Here is a 17,904-nt window from a genome sequence, read left to right as displayed (position 1 = left end):
TATTTAATTTAATTCATTCAATAAATTAATAATTGAACCTTTCACTTCCGAATCTTTAATATTAAGAATCATTTCTTTAGGATAGTATAGTTTATAGTCTTCTCGATTAATCCCAGTAATACTTGAAATGACTAACGATTGGCTACTAATTTCTTTAATACTACCATTTCGTCTTAACAAATGGATAGGTTGTCGATTAGAACCAGGTCGATCATAATCATATGGTAAATCTGAAAATGCTTCACTAACAAAATAATATTCCGGGTCAATGTCACCTTCAATAAATAAATCCTGTAATTCAGTAATTGTAATAATCGAACCATCAAATGGAATATACTTAAAGAGATCACGATTAATAAATCGACGCGCTAAATCACTTAAGATCTCATCTTCTTCATGTATCCATTTCTTCAAATAAAATAATACAGTTACTTCATCTAATTCTACATACTGATCAATTGTAATTGTACCTTCAAAAAATGGAATAAATTCTTTTGGATACATTTTAAATTGATAGTCTTCCTTATAAAGCTGTTTGACTCGCTTAAGACAATTATTTAATAGTACTTCTCCACCACGACTTACGGGATGAAAATAGATTTGCCAATACATTTGGTAACGACTCATAATAAAATTTTCTACAGCATGCATACCACTTTCTTTAATAAGTACTTCATCTTTTGATGGTCTCATTAATCGAAGTATACGCTCCATATCAAATGTACCATAAGATACACCGGTGAAATAAGCATCACGTTGCAAATAGTCCATACGATCAGCATCAATTTGAGATGAAATCATGGAAATGACTAATTTATTTTTATGCGTTTTATTAATAACATCGGCTACTTCCTGAGGAAAGGTCTCAGACACTCTACTTAATACTTCGTTAACCTCAGTGTTTCCAGTAATAATTTCTTGGGTAAACGCTTCGTGATCCGTATTAAATATCTTCTCAAAACTATGTGAAAACGGCCCATGACCCAAATCATGTAATAAAGCTGCACATAAAGCAAGGGGGCGATCTTTATTATTCCATGCTTCACGCCCAACAAATGATTCATCAATCATACGTCTTACAATTTCATAGACTCCTAAAGAGTGTCCAAAACGACTGTGTTCTGCAGTATGAAAGGCAAGGTATAATGTACCTAATTGCTTAATACGACGCAAGCGCTGAAATTCTTTAGTTTTAATTAAATCCCATATTAGTTGATCTTTAACATGAACATACTTATGAATTGGATCTTTAAATACTTTTTCTTCAGCTAATTTTTTAGTTACATAAGATGATTGTGTCAAGTTCATCCTCCTCTTTCATACTTGCTTTCATCAGTAGTAATATGAATTTAAGTTGATTAATTCTTATAATACTTTCTTCATTAATGCTAAATCTAATTGTTCACCATACATTTCTGGTTGATATGAACGAACTATTTCAAAACCATGATGTTGATAATAATGAATAGCTTCTTTGTTCTTATTATCAACTTCTAAAAAGACCGTATCATATTCATTTTCAAATTCATGTAATCCTTCTTCAAGTAAACTTGTTCCATAACCTTTATGTTGTACACCTGGGTGAACATAATGTGCGGCTAAGTATAATTCTTTACCATAGATAAAGTTAGCAAATCCTACAATTTCATTATTTTCTTCAACAACTAAAAAAAGTTGATCTTCTAATCGCTTTTTTAAATGGTGTTCATTATACGAAGCTGCTAATAATTCATTAATTGTTGATACTGCATAAATATTTAAATACGTATTATACCAAGCTTTTGTAGCTACATCTCTTATTGCTATAACGTCATTAGTTGTCGCTTTTCTAACTGTATACATGCTTCATTCTCCTGACATTTTATTGTAATTTAATAACAAAATTATATCATAGTATATTAATAAACGCTTTCACTCAACTTTAAGATGCATCTTATTAAGACAGTACTGCATTCCATTCCTGTGCTCTTTCTAGAGCATATACATCTTTCATAACATCTCCAGGTCTTTCTGCTGTACCAATAATATAACCATTTAGTTTTGCTCCGAGAAAATCTAAACTATATTCTAACTGTTTAATGCAAGGTTTCGCTTTTACTTTCGGACAATCTCCCCCAACTAAGATTAATCTAAAATCAATGTTAGACATTTTAGTTTTAAAATCCTGATATTTAGGATCGATTAATGATTCTGACCAATGATCGATAAATGCTTTTACAGATGCTGACACACTATACCAATACACAGGTGATGCAAAAATAACTGTATCACTTTCAAGCACTTGGTCAATAATCAATTGATAATCATCTATGTATGACTCAATTTGCTTTGATTCATGTCTATAATCTCTTACAGGTTTAAAATGATATTGTGTTAAATCAATCCAATTATATTGTTTTCCTTCTAGAGCATATTGTGTTAATTGAGCAGTATTTCCTTGTGGACGACTTCCACCAAATAATACAGTAATCATGTATCTTACCTCTTTTTTAATTTATATTATTAATGTGTTTTTTCTATTTACTTATTATGTACCCCATCTTTTTACTTTTATTTATAATAAAAACTCCTACACCTATATAAACGGTGTAGGAGCCATTATTACTTTTATTTAACGTACTTTATTCAACTGGGAATAAATCATCTATTTTCTTAATTTCTTCTTCAGTCAGTTCAATATTTGCTGCTTCAATGTTTTCTACAACTTGATCAGCACGTTTCGCACCAGGAATAACAACATCAAGTGATGGACGTGTTAAGTAGAATGCTAATACAATATTAGCAATACTTGTATTATGAGTTTCAGCAATACTTGATAATTCTTTTACTCGACGTACGTTATCATTGAACACTTCTGGTTGGAAATCACGACGAGGTGCACGATGATCATCGAAAGTTTGATTTTCTTCATACTTACCAGCTAAAATACCAGAAGCTAATGGGAAATATGGTACAAAAGTAATATCATTTTCAGCTGCGTATTTCATTACTTCTTCATTTTCACGATGTAGTAAATTATATTCTAATTGAACAACATCCACATATCCGTCTTTATTCGCCTCTTTAAGTTGATCTAACGTAAAGTTTGAAACACCTATTGCTTTAATTTTTCCTTCTTTTTTAAGTTCTTGTAATGCTGCCACAGCTTCATCTTTTGGTGTATCCTCATCAGGAAAATGAATGTAATACAAGTCAATATAATCCACTTGCAAGCGTTCTAAGCTCTCTTCAACTTGTTGTTTTAAATAATCAGGTTGGTTATTTTGAACAACATCGCCATTATCTTTAATAACATGTGATCCTTTAGTTGCAATTTGAACTTTTTCACGAGGATATTCCTTTACAACTTCTCCTACAAGTTCTTCTGAGCGTTTAGGTCCATAAATAAACGCAGTATCAATTAAAGTAATACCATTATCAATAGCTTTTCTAACGACATCTTTTCCTTGCTCTTCATCTAAATTGGGATATAAATTATGTCCTCCGACTGCATTTGCACCTAATGCAACTGGAAATACATGAACATCAGATTTTCCTAATTGTACAAATTCTGCCATGATATTCACCACTCCTTAAAAATGTAGTTTCTATTTATAGTTTACCCGATTAGTAATGATAAATTCATTCAGTAGTGTTTAAAACATTAAATTTGACATATGTTTTATTTTATATTTAAATGTAACTAATAAAGTTACATTTAGGAGGTGCATCATTTGAATTTAGAATTTAACATTGCCGTTCACGTACTTAGTTTTTTAGTAAAGCACGACAACCAACAATTCAGTAGTCAATCTTTAGCAAAATTAACTTGCCTCAATCCAGTTCAATTACGTAGAGTGACTACTGTTTTAAATCAATACCAGTTTATTAATACTTCCCGTGGTAAAAATGGTGGATATAGTGCAAATCATTCAACTGCTAGCATTAAACTATCAGTACTATATCGTATATTTATGCTTGAAAAAGATAGCCAACAGCGTATTTTCACAGGTCATGAGCAGAGCGATTGTGAAATATCAAGAAACATAGCAAAGACCATGTCACACTATAATCAAAAGGAACATCGTGTTATTTTAAATTTTTATGATACCCTCACAATTAATGATGTAATTAATGATACACTTCAGGAGGATACAACATATGACACATTATAATTTAATCGTTATTGGTTTTGGTAAAGCCGGAAAAACACTTGCCAAATATGCATCATCACAAGGACAACAGGTTGCTTTAATTGAACAGTTTACAGAAAGCTATGGCGGTACATGCATAAACCATGGCTGTATTCCATCTAAAGTGCTTGTTAATGATGGTATTAAACATGTCGATTTTTCAACTGCCTTTTCAAGAAAAAAAGAAGTAGTCAAAGCATTAAATCAAAAAAACTATTTAAACTTAGAAAATGATGAAAATATTACCTTGTTAAACTTTAAAGCACAATTTAAATCTAATACAGAAGTAGAATTAATTGATGAAAATGGTAAGTTAGTTCAAACACTGACAGCAGATAAAATTTTAATTAATACAGGTGCAAAATCTAATATTCCAAATATTGAAGGTATAGACTCAGCACAAAATGTATATGATTCAAAAGGACTATTAAATATTTCTTATCAACCTAAAGAATTAGTGATTATTGGTGGAGGATATATTGCATTAGAATTTGCCTCAATGTTTCAAAGCTTTGGTACAAACGTAACTGTACTAGAATATAATAAACAATTTATGGCTAGAGAAGATCAAGAAATAGTCACACACATGATTAATGATTTTAAAGATAAAGGCGTACGTTTAATTACTAATGTTGAAACAAAAGCATTAAAAAATGAAGGTGATTTGACAACAGTTGAAACCTCACAAGGAAACTTTACTGGTGATGCAATCTTACTTGCTACAGGACGTGTACCAAATACAGATTTAGCTCTGAACAATACAGATATTGAGTTAGGCACTCACGGAGAAATAAAAGTAAACAACCATCTACAAACCTCTGTATCACATATTTATGCTGCCGGAGATGTAAAAGGTGGATTACAATTCACTTATATTTCTTTAGATGACTTTAGAATCTTGAAATCTGAATTGTTCGGTGATCGTTCACGACATACTGAAAATCGTGGTATTATCCCTTATACAGTATTTATCGATCCACCACTTTCTCGTGTTGGTATCACCGCTTCAGAAGCACAACAATTAAATTATAATTACGTTGAAAACACTTTATTTATTAATACTATACCAAAACACAAAATTAATAACGATGGTCGCGGTCTTTTCAAAGTTGTAATCAATAAAGATAATAATGAAATATTAGGTGCTACTTTATATGGTAAAGGTTCTGAAGAAATTATTAATTTAATTAAACTTGCTATCGATCAACATATTCCTTATCAAGTATTACGCGATAATATTTATACTCATCCAACAATAGCTGAATCATTTAATGACTTATTTAATATTTAATTAAAAAAAGCTCGTAAACCCATTTTTAAATGAGTTTACGAGCTTCTTTATCATCGATATTTATTATTTATTTGCTTTACGCTTTGCTAATTTTTCTTTTAATTTTCTATCTTGTTCTTCTTTACGACGCTTACGTTCTTCATTACGTTTTCTCAAACGTTCTTCTTCTTCAGGATCACGTGGTTTTTTTAATTGTGCAGTCACTTTTTCCATAAGTTCATCTTCAGTCAATGCAGCAAGTGGGCGATTATTAACAAAAGCAAATGTCTTACGACGACCTGGACCACAGTATGACTGACAGCCTATTTCAATTTCAGCATCAGGATCTAATTTTTCTAATTTTTTCTTTAATGATTTTAAGTTAACTGCCTGACATTCGTCACAAATCAAAAATTTATTCTTCACTTCGCTACCCACCTTTACATTATTTTCTCTCATATTGACTTCCATTCATTTATTACAACTCTAATTATTTTACTCTTTTTAATTAAAAATTCAAGCACTAAAAAAGATTTGCTATAAATAAAAAGCAAGACATATATTTTCTTAATAAAATGTCTCGCATCATCATAATAGTAGTCTTATTGTCCGTGATATATTTTAAATTTCAAAGGTTTAATTCCCTCTTTTTCCCATACTTCATAAATAGAGTGCTTATCAACTCTATTATCGATAATTGTAATGCCACAATCTCCTCCACCAGCTCCAGAAGTTTTTGCTGCACCACCAAAACGTTCACCAATATCACATAATAATTTTAATTTTTTTGTTTCAATATCAACCGTAGCCTCTTTATCCATTTGCTGAATAATACTACGATTTTGACGAATCATTTTTTGTACACCTTTTATATTATTCGTTTTAAAAGCATAGATTAAATTTTCCACACACGTATTTGATTGATCAAGAAATTTACCATAAAAAATAGGGTCAGATTTTAAACGCTTGACTTCGCTTACTAAGTGAGGTGACGAAGCAGGAGAACCGGTCCATCCTATGAGAACTTCCATATTTTCAGGCGCTTGTAAAGGTTCTATATGAAGACCTGGCCAGTTTTTTTCTAATACTTCATCTACAGATGTTTCTTTCATTTGTTGTTTTACCCATTCGTGATCAAACGTACTATAGGCAAGCCATCCACTATAAACACTAACAGCAATATCTCCGCATGAACTTAAACTTTGTAATCTCATATTTGAAATAACCGCAAGCTTATAAATATAAAGATTGGATAACTCCATTTCATAAAATTCATTTAGAACCTTAATCACAGATACTAAAACTGCAGCACTAGAACCTAAACCATACTTTTGTCCTGATGCATCTGCAAGATTACTATCAATAGTAAGATGAAAATGTTTTAATTTTATATTACAACTTTTCGCATACTGCTCAAACACTTCAATAGCAGTAACTACATATTTGAGTTGATTGGCTGCATGTACATCTGATATTTCTATTTTATCTTCATTACGATTAAATGTGACAGGTTTATAGTGTAATGTTTTAGAATGAATCGTACCTGTGATTTCATTTGAAGCTTCAATAGCAGCCGTGACAAAACGATCTACTGCAATTAACACTGATTTATATCCAGGTTCGGTTACAGCATATTCGCCCGCTATATAAAGTTTTCCTGGCGCTTTTGCCTGAATCATTATATCTCTTCCCTACTTAATTATTTCGACTCCTGCGTGTGTAATATCACTTGTTATAATTTGATCTTTATTAAATACTTCTAAAAATTGATTCACAATCGCTTGTTGATGTTTCTTTTCTATTAGAACTTTTACATTTGGTCCTGCATCCATAGTAAAATAACAAGGTAATCCTGCTTCTCTACATTCATGTACAATTCTCATAGCTTCGTAGCTTTCTGGCACAAGATATGTAAATGGTGGCTGTGCACCTAAATTTGTTGCGTGCATTCTCAAACCGTTTGCCTCAATCACTTCACCCATTCGTTTAAAATCTTTTTGGGCAATCGCTTGTTTTGTGACTTTTAAATCTTCCTCTACATGATCTAACCAGTATTGATAAAAACGTGAAGTCTCACGAGTTAAAGACATACCTGAACGACTTGATACTTTCTTTGATTTATTGTTAATAACTACAAAAATCATAGCTAAGTCATTCTCGAAACCATCTGACTCAATTTGATGGGCGTAAGACGTTTTATCATCATAGCCTTTTTCCCATTCAGCAAAACCACCATAAATACTTCTTGATGCTGATCCAGAACCACGACGAGCAAGACGAGATAAATCTTTATCTGATAGGTTTAAATCAAGCGCTTCATTGCAAGCACCAGCTAAAGCTGCATATGCACTAGCTGAAGAAGCTAAACCGGCAGCAGTAGGTACAAAATTATCACTTTCTATTAGTGCATACGTTGAAATACCAGCTTCTTTTCGAATCATATCCATATAACGTTGAATTTTGGCGCTTTCTTTAGCGTTAACAGCTTCCTTATTTAAAATAAGTTGATCTTCTGTTAATGAAGCATCAAACGTTACACGTGTTTCTGTATAGAAACGCTCTAATGTCACTGATAAACTATTATTCATAGGAATAATTAGATCTTCATCTGCTTTTCCCCAATATTTTATTAGAGCAATATTCGTATGAGCGCGTGCTTTACCACTTTTTTTCAAAGATTTATCCTCCTAACTTTTCAATCCAAGTATGTTGCGCTCCAGCTTTTTCGGCTGCTGCAACAATAGTTTTAGCAGTCACTTCTTCTTTAGTTAGAATTAACATGCTACCTCCTCGTCCACCGCCAGTTAATTTCCCAGCTACTGCACCATGTTGTCTTCCAATTTCGAGTAATGTTTCGATTTTATCATGACTGACTGTCAATGTTCTTAAATCGTCTTGACATTGATTAAATATATTAGCAAGCTGATCAAAGCTGTGATGGTTAATTGCATCACTAGCTAAATAAACAAGAGAGCCAATATGTTCAATGACATTCATATATGACTCATCGTTATCACATAAACGATGTACATCTTCAACTGCTTGTTTTGTAGAGCCTTTAACTCCTGTATCAATAACAACCATATAGCCATCTAAATCAAGGGATTTTAAAATTTCCACTTCTCCTTTTTGATACCAAACAGGTTGATTCGTTACAATCGTTTTTGTATCAATACCACTTGGTTTACCATGAGCAATGCGTTCAGCCCAGTCTGCATTTTCTAGTAACTCTTCATCAGATAGCGGCAATTCTAAATAATCATAACTTGCTCTTATAAAAGCTACTGCTACTGCTGCACTCGAACCTAAACCTCGAGAAGGTGGTAAATTAGCTTGAATTTTAATCAACAATGGTTCTTCAACATGTTTGCTTTCTACGAAGTGTGTAATAAGTGATTTCAAATGATCAGGTGCATCGTATAAAGGACCATCATAAACATCACTCTGAATTGCTGAATAATTACCTTTTTCTAAGCTTTCAATAAGCACTTTTACTTTTCCTGAAGTAAATGGAATGGCGATTGCTGGCTGGCCAAAAGTTACAGCATGCTCACCAATCAATATAATTTTTCCGTTAGATTCCCCATAGCCACGTCGTACCATGATATCTCACCTTTAATATTCTTTCTAAAATGATTTCAACATTCATTAATGTTGTTTTAAAATTGAACGTATTTATACATTTGTACATTTCATTTTACACATATGTTTATACTCATTTACTTCAAATCTTACATTTGTGTTAATACATCAATAAATAGTATAAAACTTTGTCAAAAATAGTTCAAAACTTTGAAATATTTATATCCTAAAAAATGTTATAATCAACATAATTATAGTTAAATTATCGTTCCTAAATGAATCCACCTCATCTATATTACTATAAAAAATAATAAGAATGTAGCAATTTTTATATTTTTGAATATAAATATACACTTTAGTTGTATGATTGCATGCTAAAAAGGGAGTAAGCTAAAATTCACTTAGAATTTTTCTTACTCCCTTTTATCTTATTTTAATCTAAGGAACGATTCATTTTCTCATTACGTTCAATCATTTTATCGAAATATCCTTCATAACGTTGCCACTCATCCTCTGTAATTGGATCCATATTTAGCTGGCCACCTAAGTCTTTAATCGCATAAAGTAATTGGAACATCACATCTTGAACTTTAATGTCCCGATGAAGTAATGTTTCCAAAGATGCCATACATTCTGGTTTAATATCCGGATATTTAAATTTCGTAACTTCACCTTTCAAGGCACGTTTATAAAATTCATGCATCATTTCAGCTCTTTCTTCACCAGAACCTTCAACACATAAATAAATTTGAACTGCAATACCTCCACGTACACGTCGTTGTGAAATACCAGCAAATTTTTTCCCATCAATACTTAAATCAAATCTTCCAGGACAATATGAATGCTCTATTTCTTTAGTATCTATATCTACATTTTCATTTTCGAACATTTTACAAATAAGTAAATACATAACTGTGAATGCTTCATCAATTGTTATCTCAGTCTGTCCTTTAAAAATAAGCGAAATATTTAAAACACCTTGGTCTAATACAACCCCAAGACCACCAGAATTTCTAACGATTGCATTATAACCCACCTCATCAGTTAAGTATTGAATACCGTCTTTTAAAAATGGTAAACGTGAATCATGTATACCTAAAATGACAGTGTGTTGGTGAATCCATGTTCTTACAACGTTACAAGATATATCTTTTCCTACACTTTCTGAAAACGTGTCATCAAATGCAAATGACTGCATTGGCGCTAAACCTGAAGAATGGTCTATATAGCGCCAATGAATGTCATTAAAATACTTACTCGCTAAATCCATTATTGTAATGTTTGAGCAGCAGTAATAATTGATAAGTTATAAACGTCTTCAGTAGAGCAACCACGAGATAAATCATTTACAGGTGAATTAAGACCTTGTAAAACTGGACCAATCGCTTCAAATCCACCTAAACGTTGTGCAATTTTGTAGCCAATATTACCTGCTTCTAAACTTGGGAATACAAATACATTTGCGTCACCTTGAATTTTTGCTCCAGGTGCTTTTTTCTCTGCAACTGCAGGTACAATCGCAGCATCAAATTGAAATTCTCCATCAACCACTACATTATCTAAACCTTCAGATTCCACTTTTTCTTGTGCTAATTTTACTGCGTTAGCGACTTTTTCTACATCATCTGATTTAGCTGAACCTTTAGTTGAGAAACTTAACATAGCAACACGTGGGTCCATACCAAAACTTTTTGCTGATTTTGCACTTTCTACGGCAATTTCTGCTAAATCAGAAGATTCTAATGTTGGATTGATAGCGCAATCACCAAATATATATTGTTTATCTTCTTTAATCATAAAGAAGATACCAGATGTTCTAGATACGCCAGGTTTTGTTTTAATAATTTGTAAGGCAGGACGGACAGTATCTCCAGTTGAATGTGCAGCACCACTTACTAATCCATCAGCATGACCAGCGTATACTAACATTGTTCCAAAATAGTTAACATTGTTTAATAATTCTTGAGCTTGTTCTTCAGTAGCTTTACCTTTACGACGTTCTACGAAAGATTTGACTAATTCAGGTTTCAAATCACTTTTAGAAGGATCGATAATTTGAATATTAGAGATATCTAATCCTTTATCTTGAGCTAAAGTATTTACTTTTTCTTCATTACCTAATACTAAAGGTGTAACATAGTCAGTTGCTTGTAACTTTGTAGCCGCTGTTAATACTCGTTCATCTTCACCTTCCGGTAATACAATTCTAACGTTTTTTCCTGAAAGTTTTTCTTGTAATACATCTAATAAACTAGACATAATGCCCTCCTCAAATTTTTTAAATAATAGTATTTTCACCTTAATTATACTTTATTTCTTTTAATATTTCTATTTCATTAATTTGTAATCTTTTAAGTATGTGTGACAATTCTCTTTATGATAAAATTTAATCTGTATTGATAGAAAATATAGTTAAAGGAGCGATAGATATGAGTGAAGCAGCTGAAACATTAGATGGTTGGTATAGCCTTCATTTATTTTACGCTGTCGATTGGGCAACTTTTAGATTGGTGCCAGAAGATGAGCGCGAAGCAATGATTAATGAATTTAAAGTATTTATCGAAAATAAAGCCACTGCCAGAGAAAAACAAGCTGGAGATTATGCTTTATATAATATTACAGGTCAAAAAGCAGATATTTTATTATGGTATTTACGTCCAGAAATGAAAGAATTGAATGAAATTGAAAATGAATTAAATAAATTAAGAATTGCTGATTTCTTCATTCAAACTTATTCATATGTATCTGTGATTGAGTTGGGTAACTATTTAGCTGGTAAATCAGACGAAGATCCTTATGAAAATCCACATATTAAAGCAAGATTATATCCAGAATTGCCTAGAACAGAATATATTTGTTTCTATCCAATGGATAAACGTCGTAATGAAACATATAACTGGTATATGTTACCAATGGAAGACCGTAAAAAATTAATGTATAACCATGGTATGATTGGACGCAAATTCGCTGGTAAAATTAAACAATTTATTACTGGTTCAGTAGGTTTTGATGATTTTGAATGGGGCGTCACATTATTCTCAGATGATGTTCTACAATTCAAAAAAATTGTTTATGAAATGCGTTTTGATGAAACGACTGCTCGCTATGGCGACTTTGGTAGTTTCTATATCGGCCATATTTTAACTACTGATCATTTCGATCAATTTTTTGCAATTTAATATATAAATGGAGCAAAGACTAGCATAGTAAACGCCAGTCTTTGCTCCATTTTTCAATAAATTAATATATTTATATAAGACAATTAGTTTCCGAGATAAAGTACACTTTTTACAAAGTGTACTTCAAGTAGTGTGGTTTGGGAGAACTTCATTACTACTCTGAACATTAACAAATCACAAAAGTGCTGTCGCTACCCAGCACAATTTTGATTTGTTAACTATTATTATTTAACCGAATTGTAATGTTCTGAAACATTATTGTTATAAATCAATTGTTTTTTTACAATTGTTTTTTTACATTAAATTTTATTTTCATTAAAATATATTTACCTACTATTGAGATATAAATATGAATGTTCATCATATTATGATTGTTAAGTTTTATAATGTAAGGTAGTTATTTTCATGTACTTTTACTATAATAATGATTACATCTTAACGAATGGTGATGAAATGGAAAATATAAATAAGCAAGAACATATAGATGAAACTTTAATCAAAGACGTCGTCATGATGGCTGGACGTATATTACTTGAATCTGGTGCGGAAGGAACACGTGTAGAAGATACAATGACCCGTATTGCTCGAAAACTAGGATATCCTGAAAGCAATAGTTTCGTTACAAATACAGTCATTCAATTTACTTTACATAACGAATCTTACCCACGAATATTTAGAATTAATTCCCGTGATACTAATCTCATTAAAATTTCACAAGCAAATGAAATATCACGATTAATCACAAAAGGGGATATCTCTTTAGAAGATGCAAAAGAGCGATTAGAAAAAATATATATTGCAAAACGAGATAGTAGCTTAACATTTAAAGGGATTGCTGCTGCCATTATTGCAATTAGTTTCCTATATTTGCAAGGTGGCCAATTTATCGATGTGATTACTGCTCTACTTGCAGGTAGTATTGGATATCTGGTTGTTGAAATTCTGGATCGCCGATTACACGCACAATTTATTCCAGAATTCGTCGGATCCTTAGTTATTGGTATTATCGCAGTATTCGGTCATTGGTTAGCGCCAAGTGGTGATTTAGCTACTATTATTATTGCTGCAGTCATGCCTATTGTACCTGGAGTACTGATTACGAATGCTATACAAGATTTATTTGGCGGTCATATGATGATGTTTACCACTAAGTCTTTAGAAGCACTTGTAACCGCATTTGGTATTGGTGCCGGTGTAGGTTCGATATTAATATTAGTTTAGGAGTACGCATACATGTTTTGGTTATTTAATTTTATATTTAGTTATACAGCTTCTCTCTTTTTCTGTGTCATCTTTGACGCTCCTAGAAAGCTGTATTTATCGTGTGGTTTTGTTGGAGCTTGTGGATGGATGGTATATATTTTATTCTACCAAGGTTTGAATATACATACGATTTATTCAAGTTTCTTCGGTAGCTTTACATTGGGTTTAATCAGTCATTACATGGCTCGTAAAAAACGTGAACCTGCAATCATTTTCATGGTTACTGGTATTATTCCATTAGTTCCTGGTGGACTTGCTTTTGATGCAACTAAAAATCTAGTCTTATTACAATTTGGTAAAGCAATCAATACAATGCTCGAAGTCACACTTATCGCTGGTGCGATTGCATTAGGATTATTATTCGCAGACCAAATTTCAAAAATCATCGTTTCTGGTTTCGCTCGGCGACGTAAACGTATATAACAATAAAACGCGAGAGATTGTAGGTAACTAACCCTCATCTCTCGCGTTTACGTATATTATTTTTTATCTTTTATCATTTCTTTAACTTCTCGTTCTGATTGATTTAAAATCAGACGACTTAATTCATCATTATTCATATTTTTTAATTTAGGGTATCGAACTACAAAGAAAATAAGACCAATCACTAACCAACTACCCAATGCAATATATGAAGGCATTGAAAGTGAAGCCGGTGATCCTGGAACTAATAATAAAAGTAAAAAGATAAATGAAACAATAGAACCTAAAATAGCAAAGGTCTTATAAATAGGACCATACGTGTTACTTTGTTTATTGTAACTAAATAGCTTAGCAGCAGATAAACAAGTAATAAAATAAGCAATCGATACACCTGTTGAAGACATATCAACAATCCATGTCAATGCGGTACGTCCTAACCATGGCGCAATTAAAGTAATAGCTACTAAAAAGATAATGGCTACATAGGGTGTTTTATATTTTGGATGTAATTTACTAAACGCTTTAGGCATGATACCAGCACGTCCCATTGAGAATAGTAATCGACTTGAACTCATTAAGAATCCATTTAATCCAGTAAAAATCCCCATAATAATAGCAATCGCTAATACGCCTAAGCCAATATAACCAAAAGCAGTTTGTGTTTCAGCGCCTGTTAACCATAAATTTCCATTAAAGTTCGCATTATTCGTACCCAACCATCCTGTGTACAAAATCATAATGACATAAGTTAAAGCTGCCGCTAATAAACTGTATACAATCAATTTAAACGTTTTGTTTGGCGAGAAATTAAACTCTTCTGCTGTTTGTGGAATATTATCAAATCCCACATAAGCCCATGGTGCAATAGCTACAATCATAATAATGGAATTAAACCATCCAAGCTCTTTACTTGCTAAAGGTTGTAAGTTGCTTAACGAAAAGTTATTTCCGAAAAATGAACCTATAAACATAAGTACAACAACAATAACCATTGCTACACAAAAGTAATATTGGAGTGTACCAGAAACACTTGCACCACGAATTGCAATAAACATAAATACTAGTAATAATACCGTAGCAATAACTATTTCTGTTATGTAAACATCCCATCCAGCAATCGTATATAATCTTCCACTATTCAAAATGTTTGGCAGTAAAAACTTAATTAATAAACTAAATGCTGTCGCATTTAACGCTACTACACAAACATAACCGAATGTTAAGAACCATGATGAAAAGAAACTCACATATCTTCCAAAACTTAAATAACTAAACGCGAATGCACCGCCTGACACAGGAAAACGTTCGACTAATGCACCATAACTTACAGCAATTAATATCATCAATAAAGCACCAATAACAATACCAATTGCCGAAGCAATCGGACCTGATTGTTTAATCCAATCACCGGGCAGTATGAATGCTCCCCATCCGATACACGAGCCATAAGCAATCGCCCAAACAAATTTTTCAGAGAGGTTTTGCTTTAAATCTCCTCTATCTATCTCTCGATTTTTATCATTCATAAAATAAACTCACCTCGAGTACTTAACATACCCTAAAAGGTGAGTTTACTAACCAAAATATAAAATATAATTATCCTGCAAATTTAAATGTTGCAATAATTAACATTAACCATCCCACAATAAAGAGTATGCCCCCTATTGGTGTAATCGCTCCTAAAATACGAATTTGAGTCAATGCAAGAATATATAATGAGCCACTAAATAGCACAATACCAAAGAACAGAAGCCATCCTGCCCAATTCACATTAATAGAAGTTGTACCACTAATGATGCCAATCAGAATTAATCCTAGACCATGATACATTTGATAATTCACTGCTTTTTCCCATACTGACATATATTTATCAGAGAGTTTTCCTTCAAGTCCATGTGCACCAAAAGCACCCGTACCAACAGACATCATCGTACACAATGCACCTAAAATTATAAATACTTTCATCATAATGTTTTAGTTCTCCTAACTTATTTTTAATTAAAAATCAAATATTGATTCACCATTTCCAATTTCATCATCTGTCACCATCATATTAGACGATTTAGTTTGATGCTTCATTGTTTGTGGAACTTTACCACCCATCGCTTCAATTTCAGCAGCAGTAATCGCTGAATGATTTGAAGGCTTATTTGAAAACGAAGATTCAGAAGTTACACTATTAGTAAAATCATGCTTTGATTTTTTAGAAGGTCGTTTCGAAACATCGGAATAAAGAGATGTTAAGGTATGAATCGCATACATATGCTTTTCAAACTGCTGTTCATTTTGAGATTCATCTGCTTGCACTAATTCGTGTTCTATAAGTTGAATTAATTGTTCTTTGTTCAATTAAGATTCCCCACTTTCGCACCATTGTATGGGTGTTTTACCTTTAGATTTTAAATAATCATTTGTACGAGAGTAAGGTTTAGACCCAAAGAAACCTCGATAAGCAGATAATGGACTTGGATGAACAGATTTAATGATATGATGCTTTGCTGTATCAATTAATTTTATCTTTTGCTGCGCAGGTTTTCCCCATAAGATAAAGACAACATCTTCGCGATAATCTGAAATAGCCTTAATAACTTCATCTGTAAAGAGTTCCCATCCAATGTTCTTATGGGAATGCGCTTCACCTTTACGTACAGTTAATACAGTATTTAATAACAGAACACCTTCACGCGCCCAGTCCTGTAGATGTGGAGAAGTTCTATGACAGCCAATATCATCTTCTAATTCTTGATACATATTTCTTAAAGATGGTGGAAATTTAGCATTGGGTTGAACTGAAAATGCTAACCCATGTGCTTGGTTAGGTCCATGATATGGATCTTGACCCAAAATAACAACTTTAATATCTTCAAATGGTGTTAAATCAAAAGCTTGATAAATATTTTCTCTATCTGGATAGACGATTTGTGTCGTATATTCTTTTTCTAAAAAATCATGCATTGCTTTAAAATCATGTTTTGTTGTAATGTCATGAAAAATGTCTGACCATTCCATCGTTTTCACCTCACTTCTATTTTAACATAGGACTCCTCTGAAACGTGATATAAATCGCCTTACTATCTTCATGCTAGAACAATAGTTGAGTTACATGATATGATAAATAAAGATGTAAATAATTGACAGGAGTGATAATACATGGCATTAAAAAAAGTATTAACAATTGCCGGTTCTGATACAAGCGCTGGAGCAGGTATGCAAGCCGACCTTAAAACATTTCAAGAACTAAACACTTACGGTATGGTGGCTTTAACAGCTGTTGTAACAATGGATAAAGAAACTTGGTCCCACGATGTGACACCACTTCCAATGGATGTATTCGAAAAACAATTAGAAACCGTCATTTCAATTGGTCCAGATGCTGTTAAAACAGGTATGCTTGGAACTGAAGACATCATTAAACGTGCTGGCGAAGCATTTGAACAATCAGGTGCAAAATATTTCGTAGTAGACCCAGTTATGGTATGTAAAGGGGAAGACGAAGTACTTAACCCAGGAAATACAGATGCAATGATTAAATATTTATTACCTAAAGCAACGGTCGTAACACCTAATTTATTTGAAGCTGGTCAATTATCTGGATTAGGTAAATTAACGTCAATTGAAGATATGAAAAAAGCTGCAAAAATCATTTATGATCAAGGTGCTCAACATATTATTATTAAAGGTGGTAAAGCATTAGATCAAGATAAATCTTACGACTTATATTATGATGGTCAAACATATTATCAATTAACAACTGATATGTTCCAACAAAGTTATAACCACGGTGCAGGTTGTACATTTGCAGCAGCTACAACAGCTTACTTGGCAAATGGTAAATCACCTAAAGAAGCTGTTATTAGCGCTAAAGCATTCGTAGCATCAGCAATTAAAAATGGTTGGAAAATGAACGACTTTGTAGGCCCAGTTGATCACGGCGCATACAACCGCGTAGAACACATCGACGTCGACGTCAAAGAAGTTTAAAGAAGTACTGCATTTTTGAAAAAAATGCTAGTAC

The 17,904-nt window shown here is 32.4% G+C and carries 20 protein-coding genes; 6 read left to right on the top strand and 14 right to left on the bottom strand.

Annotation, left to right across the window (positions count from 1 at the left end):
- Positions 1-3: 3 nt before the first annotated feature.
- From HMPREF2561_RS06650 to HMPREF2561_RS06635, 4 genes are all read right to left on the bottom strand, one after another.
- Positions 4-1,308, bottom strand: coding sequence for an HD domain-containing protein (locus tag HMPREF2561_RS06650; RefSeq protein ID WP_172473780.1), 1,305 nt, complete (start codon positions 1,306-1,308; stop codon positions 4-6).
- A 57-nt stretch (positions 1,309-1,365) separates the two neighbouring features.
- Positions 1,366-1,842: a GNAT family N-acetyltransferase gene (locus HMPREF2561_RS06645; RefSeq protein ID WP_002488589.1), complete on the bottom strand. Its 477-nt coding sequence runs from the start codon at positions 1,840-1,842 to the stop codon at positions 1,366-1,368.
- A gap of 94 nt (positions 1,843-1,936) precedes the next feature.
- Positions 1,937-2,473 carry a flavodoxin family protein gene (locus HMPREF2561_RS06640; RefSeq protein WP_017176045.1) on the bottom strand — a complete coding sequence of 179 codons (537 nt, stop codon included), beginning with the start codon at positions 2,471-2,473 and terminating at the stop codon, positions 1,937-1,939.
- Positions 2,474-2,621: 148 nt separating this feature from the next.
- Complete coding sequence (locus HMPREF2561_RS06635; protein ID WP_070468564.1) at positions 2,622-3,557, bottom strand: aldo/keto reductase; 936 nt, start codon at positions 3,555-3,557, stop codon at positions 2,622-2,624.
- A 156-nt stretch (positions 3,558-3,713) separates the two neighbouring features.
- Between HMPREF2561_RS06635 and hypR the strand changes: the two genes are divergently transcribed.
- The gene (hypR, locus tag HMPREF2561_RS06630; protein ID WP_049413734.1) at positions 3,714-4,154 is read left to right on the top strand and encodes a redox-sensitive transcriptional regulator HypR; all 441 of its coding nucleotides are present in this window, start codon (positions 3,714-3,716) and stop codon (positions 4,152-4,154) included.
- Positions 4,141-5,463 carry a hypothiocyanous acid reductase MerA gene (gene merA, locus HMPREF2561_RS06625; RefSeq protein WP_017176047.1) on the top strand — a complete coding sequence of 441 codons (1,323 nt, stop codon included), beginning with the start codon at positions 4,141-4,143 and terminating at the stop codon, positions 5,461-5,463. Before hypR ends, merA begins: the two co-directional genes overlap by 14 nt.
- A gap of 63 nt (positions 5,464-5,526) precedes the next feature.
- Here the strand turns inward: merA and HMPREF2561_RS06620 are convergent, their stop codons facing one another.
- From HMPREF2561_RS06620 to pta, 6 genes are all read right to left on the bottom strand, one after another.
- Positions 5,527-5,868: a YuzB family protein gene (locus HMPREF2561_RS06620; protein WP_017176048.1), complete on the bottom strand. Its 342-nt coding sequence runs from the start codon at positions 5,866-5,868 to the stop codon at positions 5,527-5,529.
- 176 nt (positions 5,869-6,044) lie between these two features.
- A complete protein-coding gene (locus HMPREF2561_RS06615) occupies positions 6,045-7,121 on the bottom strand; it encodes a phosphomevalonate kinase (protein ID WP_017176049.1) in 1,077 nt (358 codons plus the stop codon).
- 12 nt (positions 7,122-7,133) lie between these two features.
- Complete coding sequence (gene mvaD / locus HMPREF2561_RS06610; RefSeq protein WP_049382090.1) at positions 7,134-8,117, bottom strand: diphosphomevalonate decarboxylase; 984 nt, start codon at positions 8,115-8,117, stop codon at positions 7,134-7,136.
- 4 nt (positions 8,118-8,121) lie between these two features.
- Complete coding sequence (gene mvk / locus HMPREF2561_RS06605) at positions 8,122-9,045, bottom strand: mevalonate kinase (RefSeq protein WP_049382089.1); 924 nt, start codon at positions 9,043-9,045, stop codon at positions 8,122-8,124.
- A 412-nt stretch (positions 9,046-9,457) separates the two neighbouring features.
- Entirely contained in the window at positions 9,458-10,294 is an 837-nt protein-coding gene (locus tag HMPREF2561_RS06600; RefSeq protein ID WP_049413732.1) for a lipoate--protein ligase family protein, read from the bottom strand.
- Positions 10,294-11,283, bottom strand: coding sequence for a phosphate acetyltransferase (pta, locus tag HMPREF2561_RS06595; protein WP_002488580.1), 990 nt, complete (start codon positions 11,281-11,283; stop codon positions 10,294-10,296). The genes HMPREF2561_RS06600 and pta overlap by 1 nt, the downstream gene beginning before the upstream one ends.
- A 170-nt stretch (positions 11,284-11,453) precedes the next feature.
- Here pta and hemQ point away from each other — a divergent pair, with 170 nt between their 5' ends.
- From hemQ to HMPREF2561_RS06580, 3 genes are all read left to right on the top strand, one after another.
- Positions 11,454-12,203, top strand: a complete 750-nt coding sequence (gene hemQ, locus HMPREF2561_RS06590; RefSeq protein ID WP_002455697.1) for a hydrogen peroxide-dependent heme synthase — start codon at positions 11,454-11,456, stop codon at positions 12,201-12,203.
- A 453-nt stretch (positions 12,204-12,656) separates the two neighbouring features.
- Positions 12,657-13,424, top strand: a complete 768-nt coding sequence (locus HMPREF2561_RS06585) for a threonine/serine exporter family protein (RefSeq protein ID WP_002455698.1) — start codon at positions 12,657-12,659, stop codon at positions 13,422-13,424.
- Between the two features lie 12 nt (positions 13,425-13,436).
- On the top strand, positions 13,437-13,889 hold the full coding sequence (locus HMPREF2561_RS06580; RefSeq protein WP_002448879.1) for a threonine/serine exporter family protein: 453 nt from the start codon (positions 13,437-13,439) through the stop codon (positions 13,887-13,889).
- A 56-nt stretch (positions 13,890-13,945) separates the two neighbouring features.
- On the opposite strand, the gene HMPREF2561_RS06575 is transcribed toward HMPREF2561_RS06580, so the two are convergent.
- From HMPREF2561_RS06575 to HMPREF2561_RS06560, 4 genes are all read right to left on the bottom strand, one after another.
- Positions 13,946-15,415: an APC family permease gene (locus HMPREF2561_RS06575; RefSeq protein ID WP_049413731.1), complete on the bottom strand. Its 1,470-nt coding sequence runs from the start codon at positions 15,413-15,415 to the stop codon at positions 13,946-13,948.
- Between the two features lie 70 nt (positions 15,416-15,485).
- Positions 15,486-15,854 carry a DUF423 domain-containing protein gene (locus tag HMPREF2561_RS06570; protein ID WP_002455700.1) on the bottom strand — a complete coding sequence of 123 codons (369 nt, stop codon included), beginning with the start codon at positions 15,852-15,854 and terminating at the stop codon, positions 15,486-15,488.
- A 33-nt stretch (positions 15,855-15,887) separates the two neighbouring features.
- Positions 15,888-16,238: a DUF5327 family protein gene (locus HMPREF2561_RS06565; protein WP_002448883.1), complete on the bottom strand. Its 351-nt coding sequence runs from the start codon at positions 16,236-16,238 to the stop codon at positions 15,888-15,890.
- Positions 16,239-16,898: a uracil-DNA glycosylase gene (locus HMPREF2561_RS06560; protein ID WP_002448873.1), complete on the bottom strand. Its 660-nt coding sequence runs from the start codon at positions 16,896-16,898 to the stop codon at positions 16,239-16,241. It abuts the gene before it with no gap.
- A gap of 141 nt (positions 16,899-17,039) precedes the next feature.
- Between HMPREF2561_RS06560 and thiD the strand changes: the two genes are divergently transcribed.
- A complete protein-coding gene (gene thiD / locus HMPREF2561_RS06555; protein ID WP_049413728.1) occupies positions 17,040-17,870 on the top strand; it encodes a bifunctional hydroxymethylpyrimidine kinase/phosphomethylpyrimidine kinase in 831 nt (276 codons plus the stop codon).
- Positions 17,871-17,904 lie beyond the last annotated feature (34 nt).

It is taken from the genome of Staphylococcus sp. HMSC069E10, assembly GCF_001809205.1.
Lineage (GTDB): Bacteria > Bacillota > Bacilli > Staphylococcales > Staphylococcaceae > Staphylococcus > Staphylococcus hominis.
Note: the sequence above shows the minus strand (reverse complement) of the source record. Positions and strands in the feature narration are given on the sequence as shown.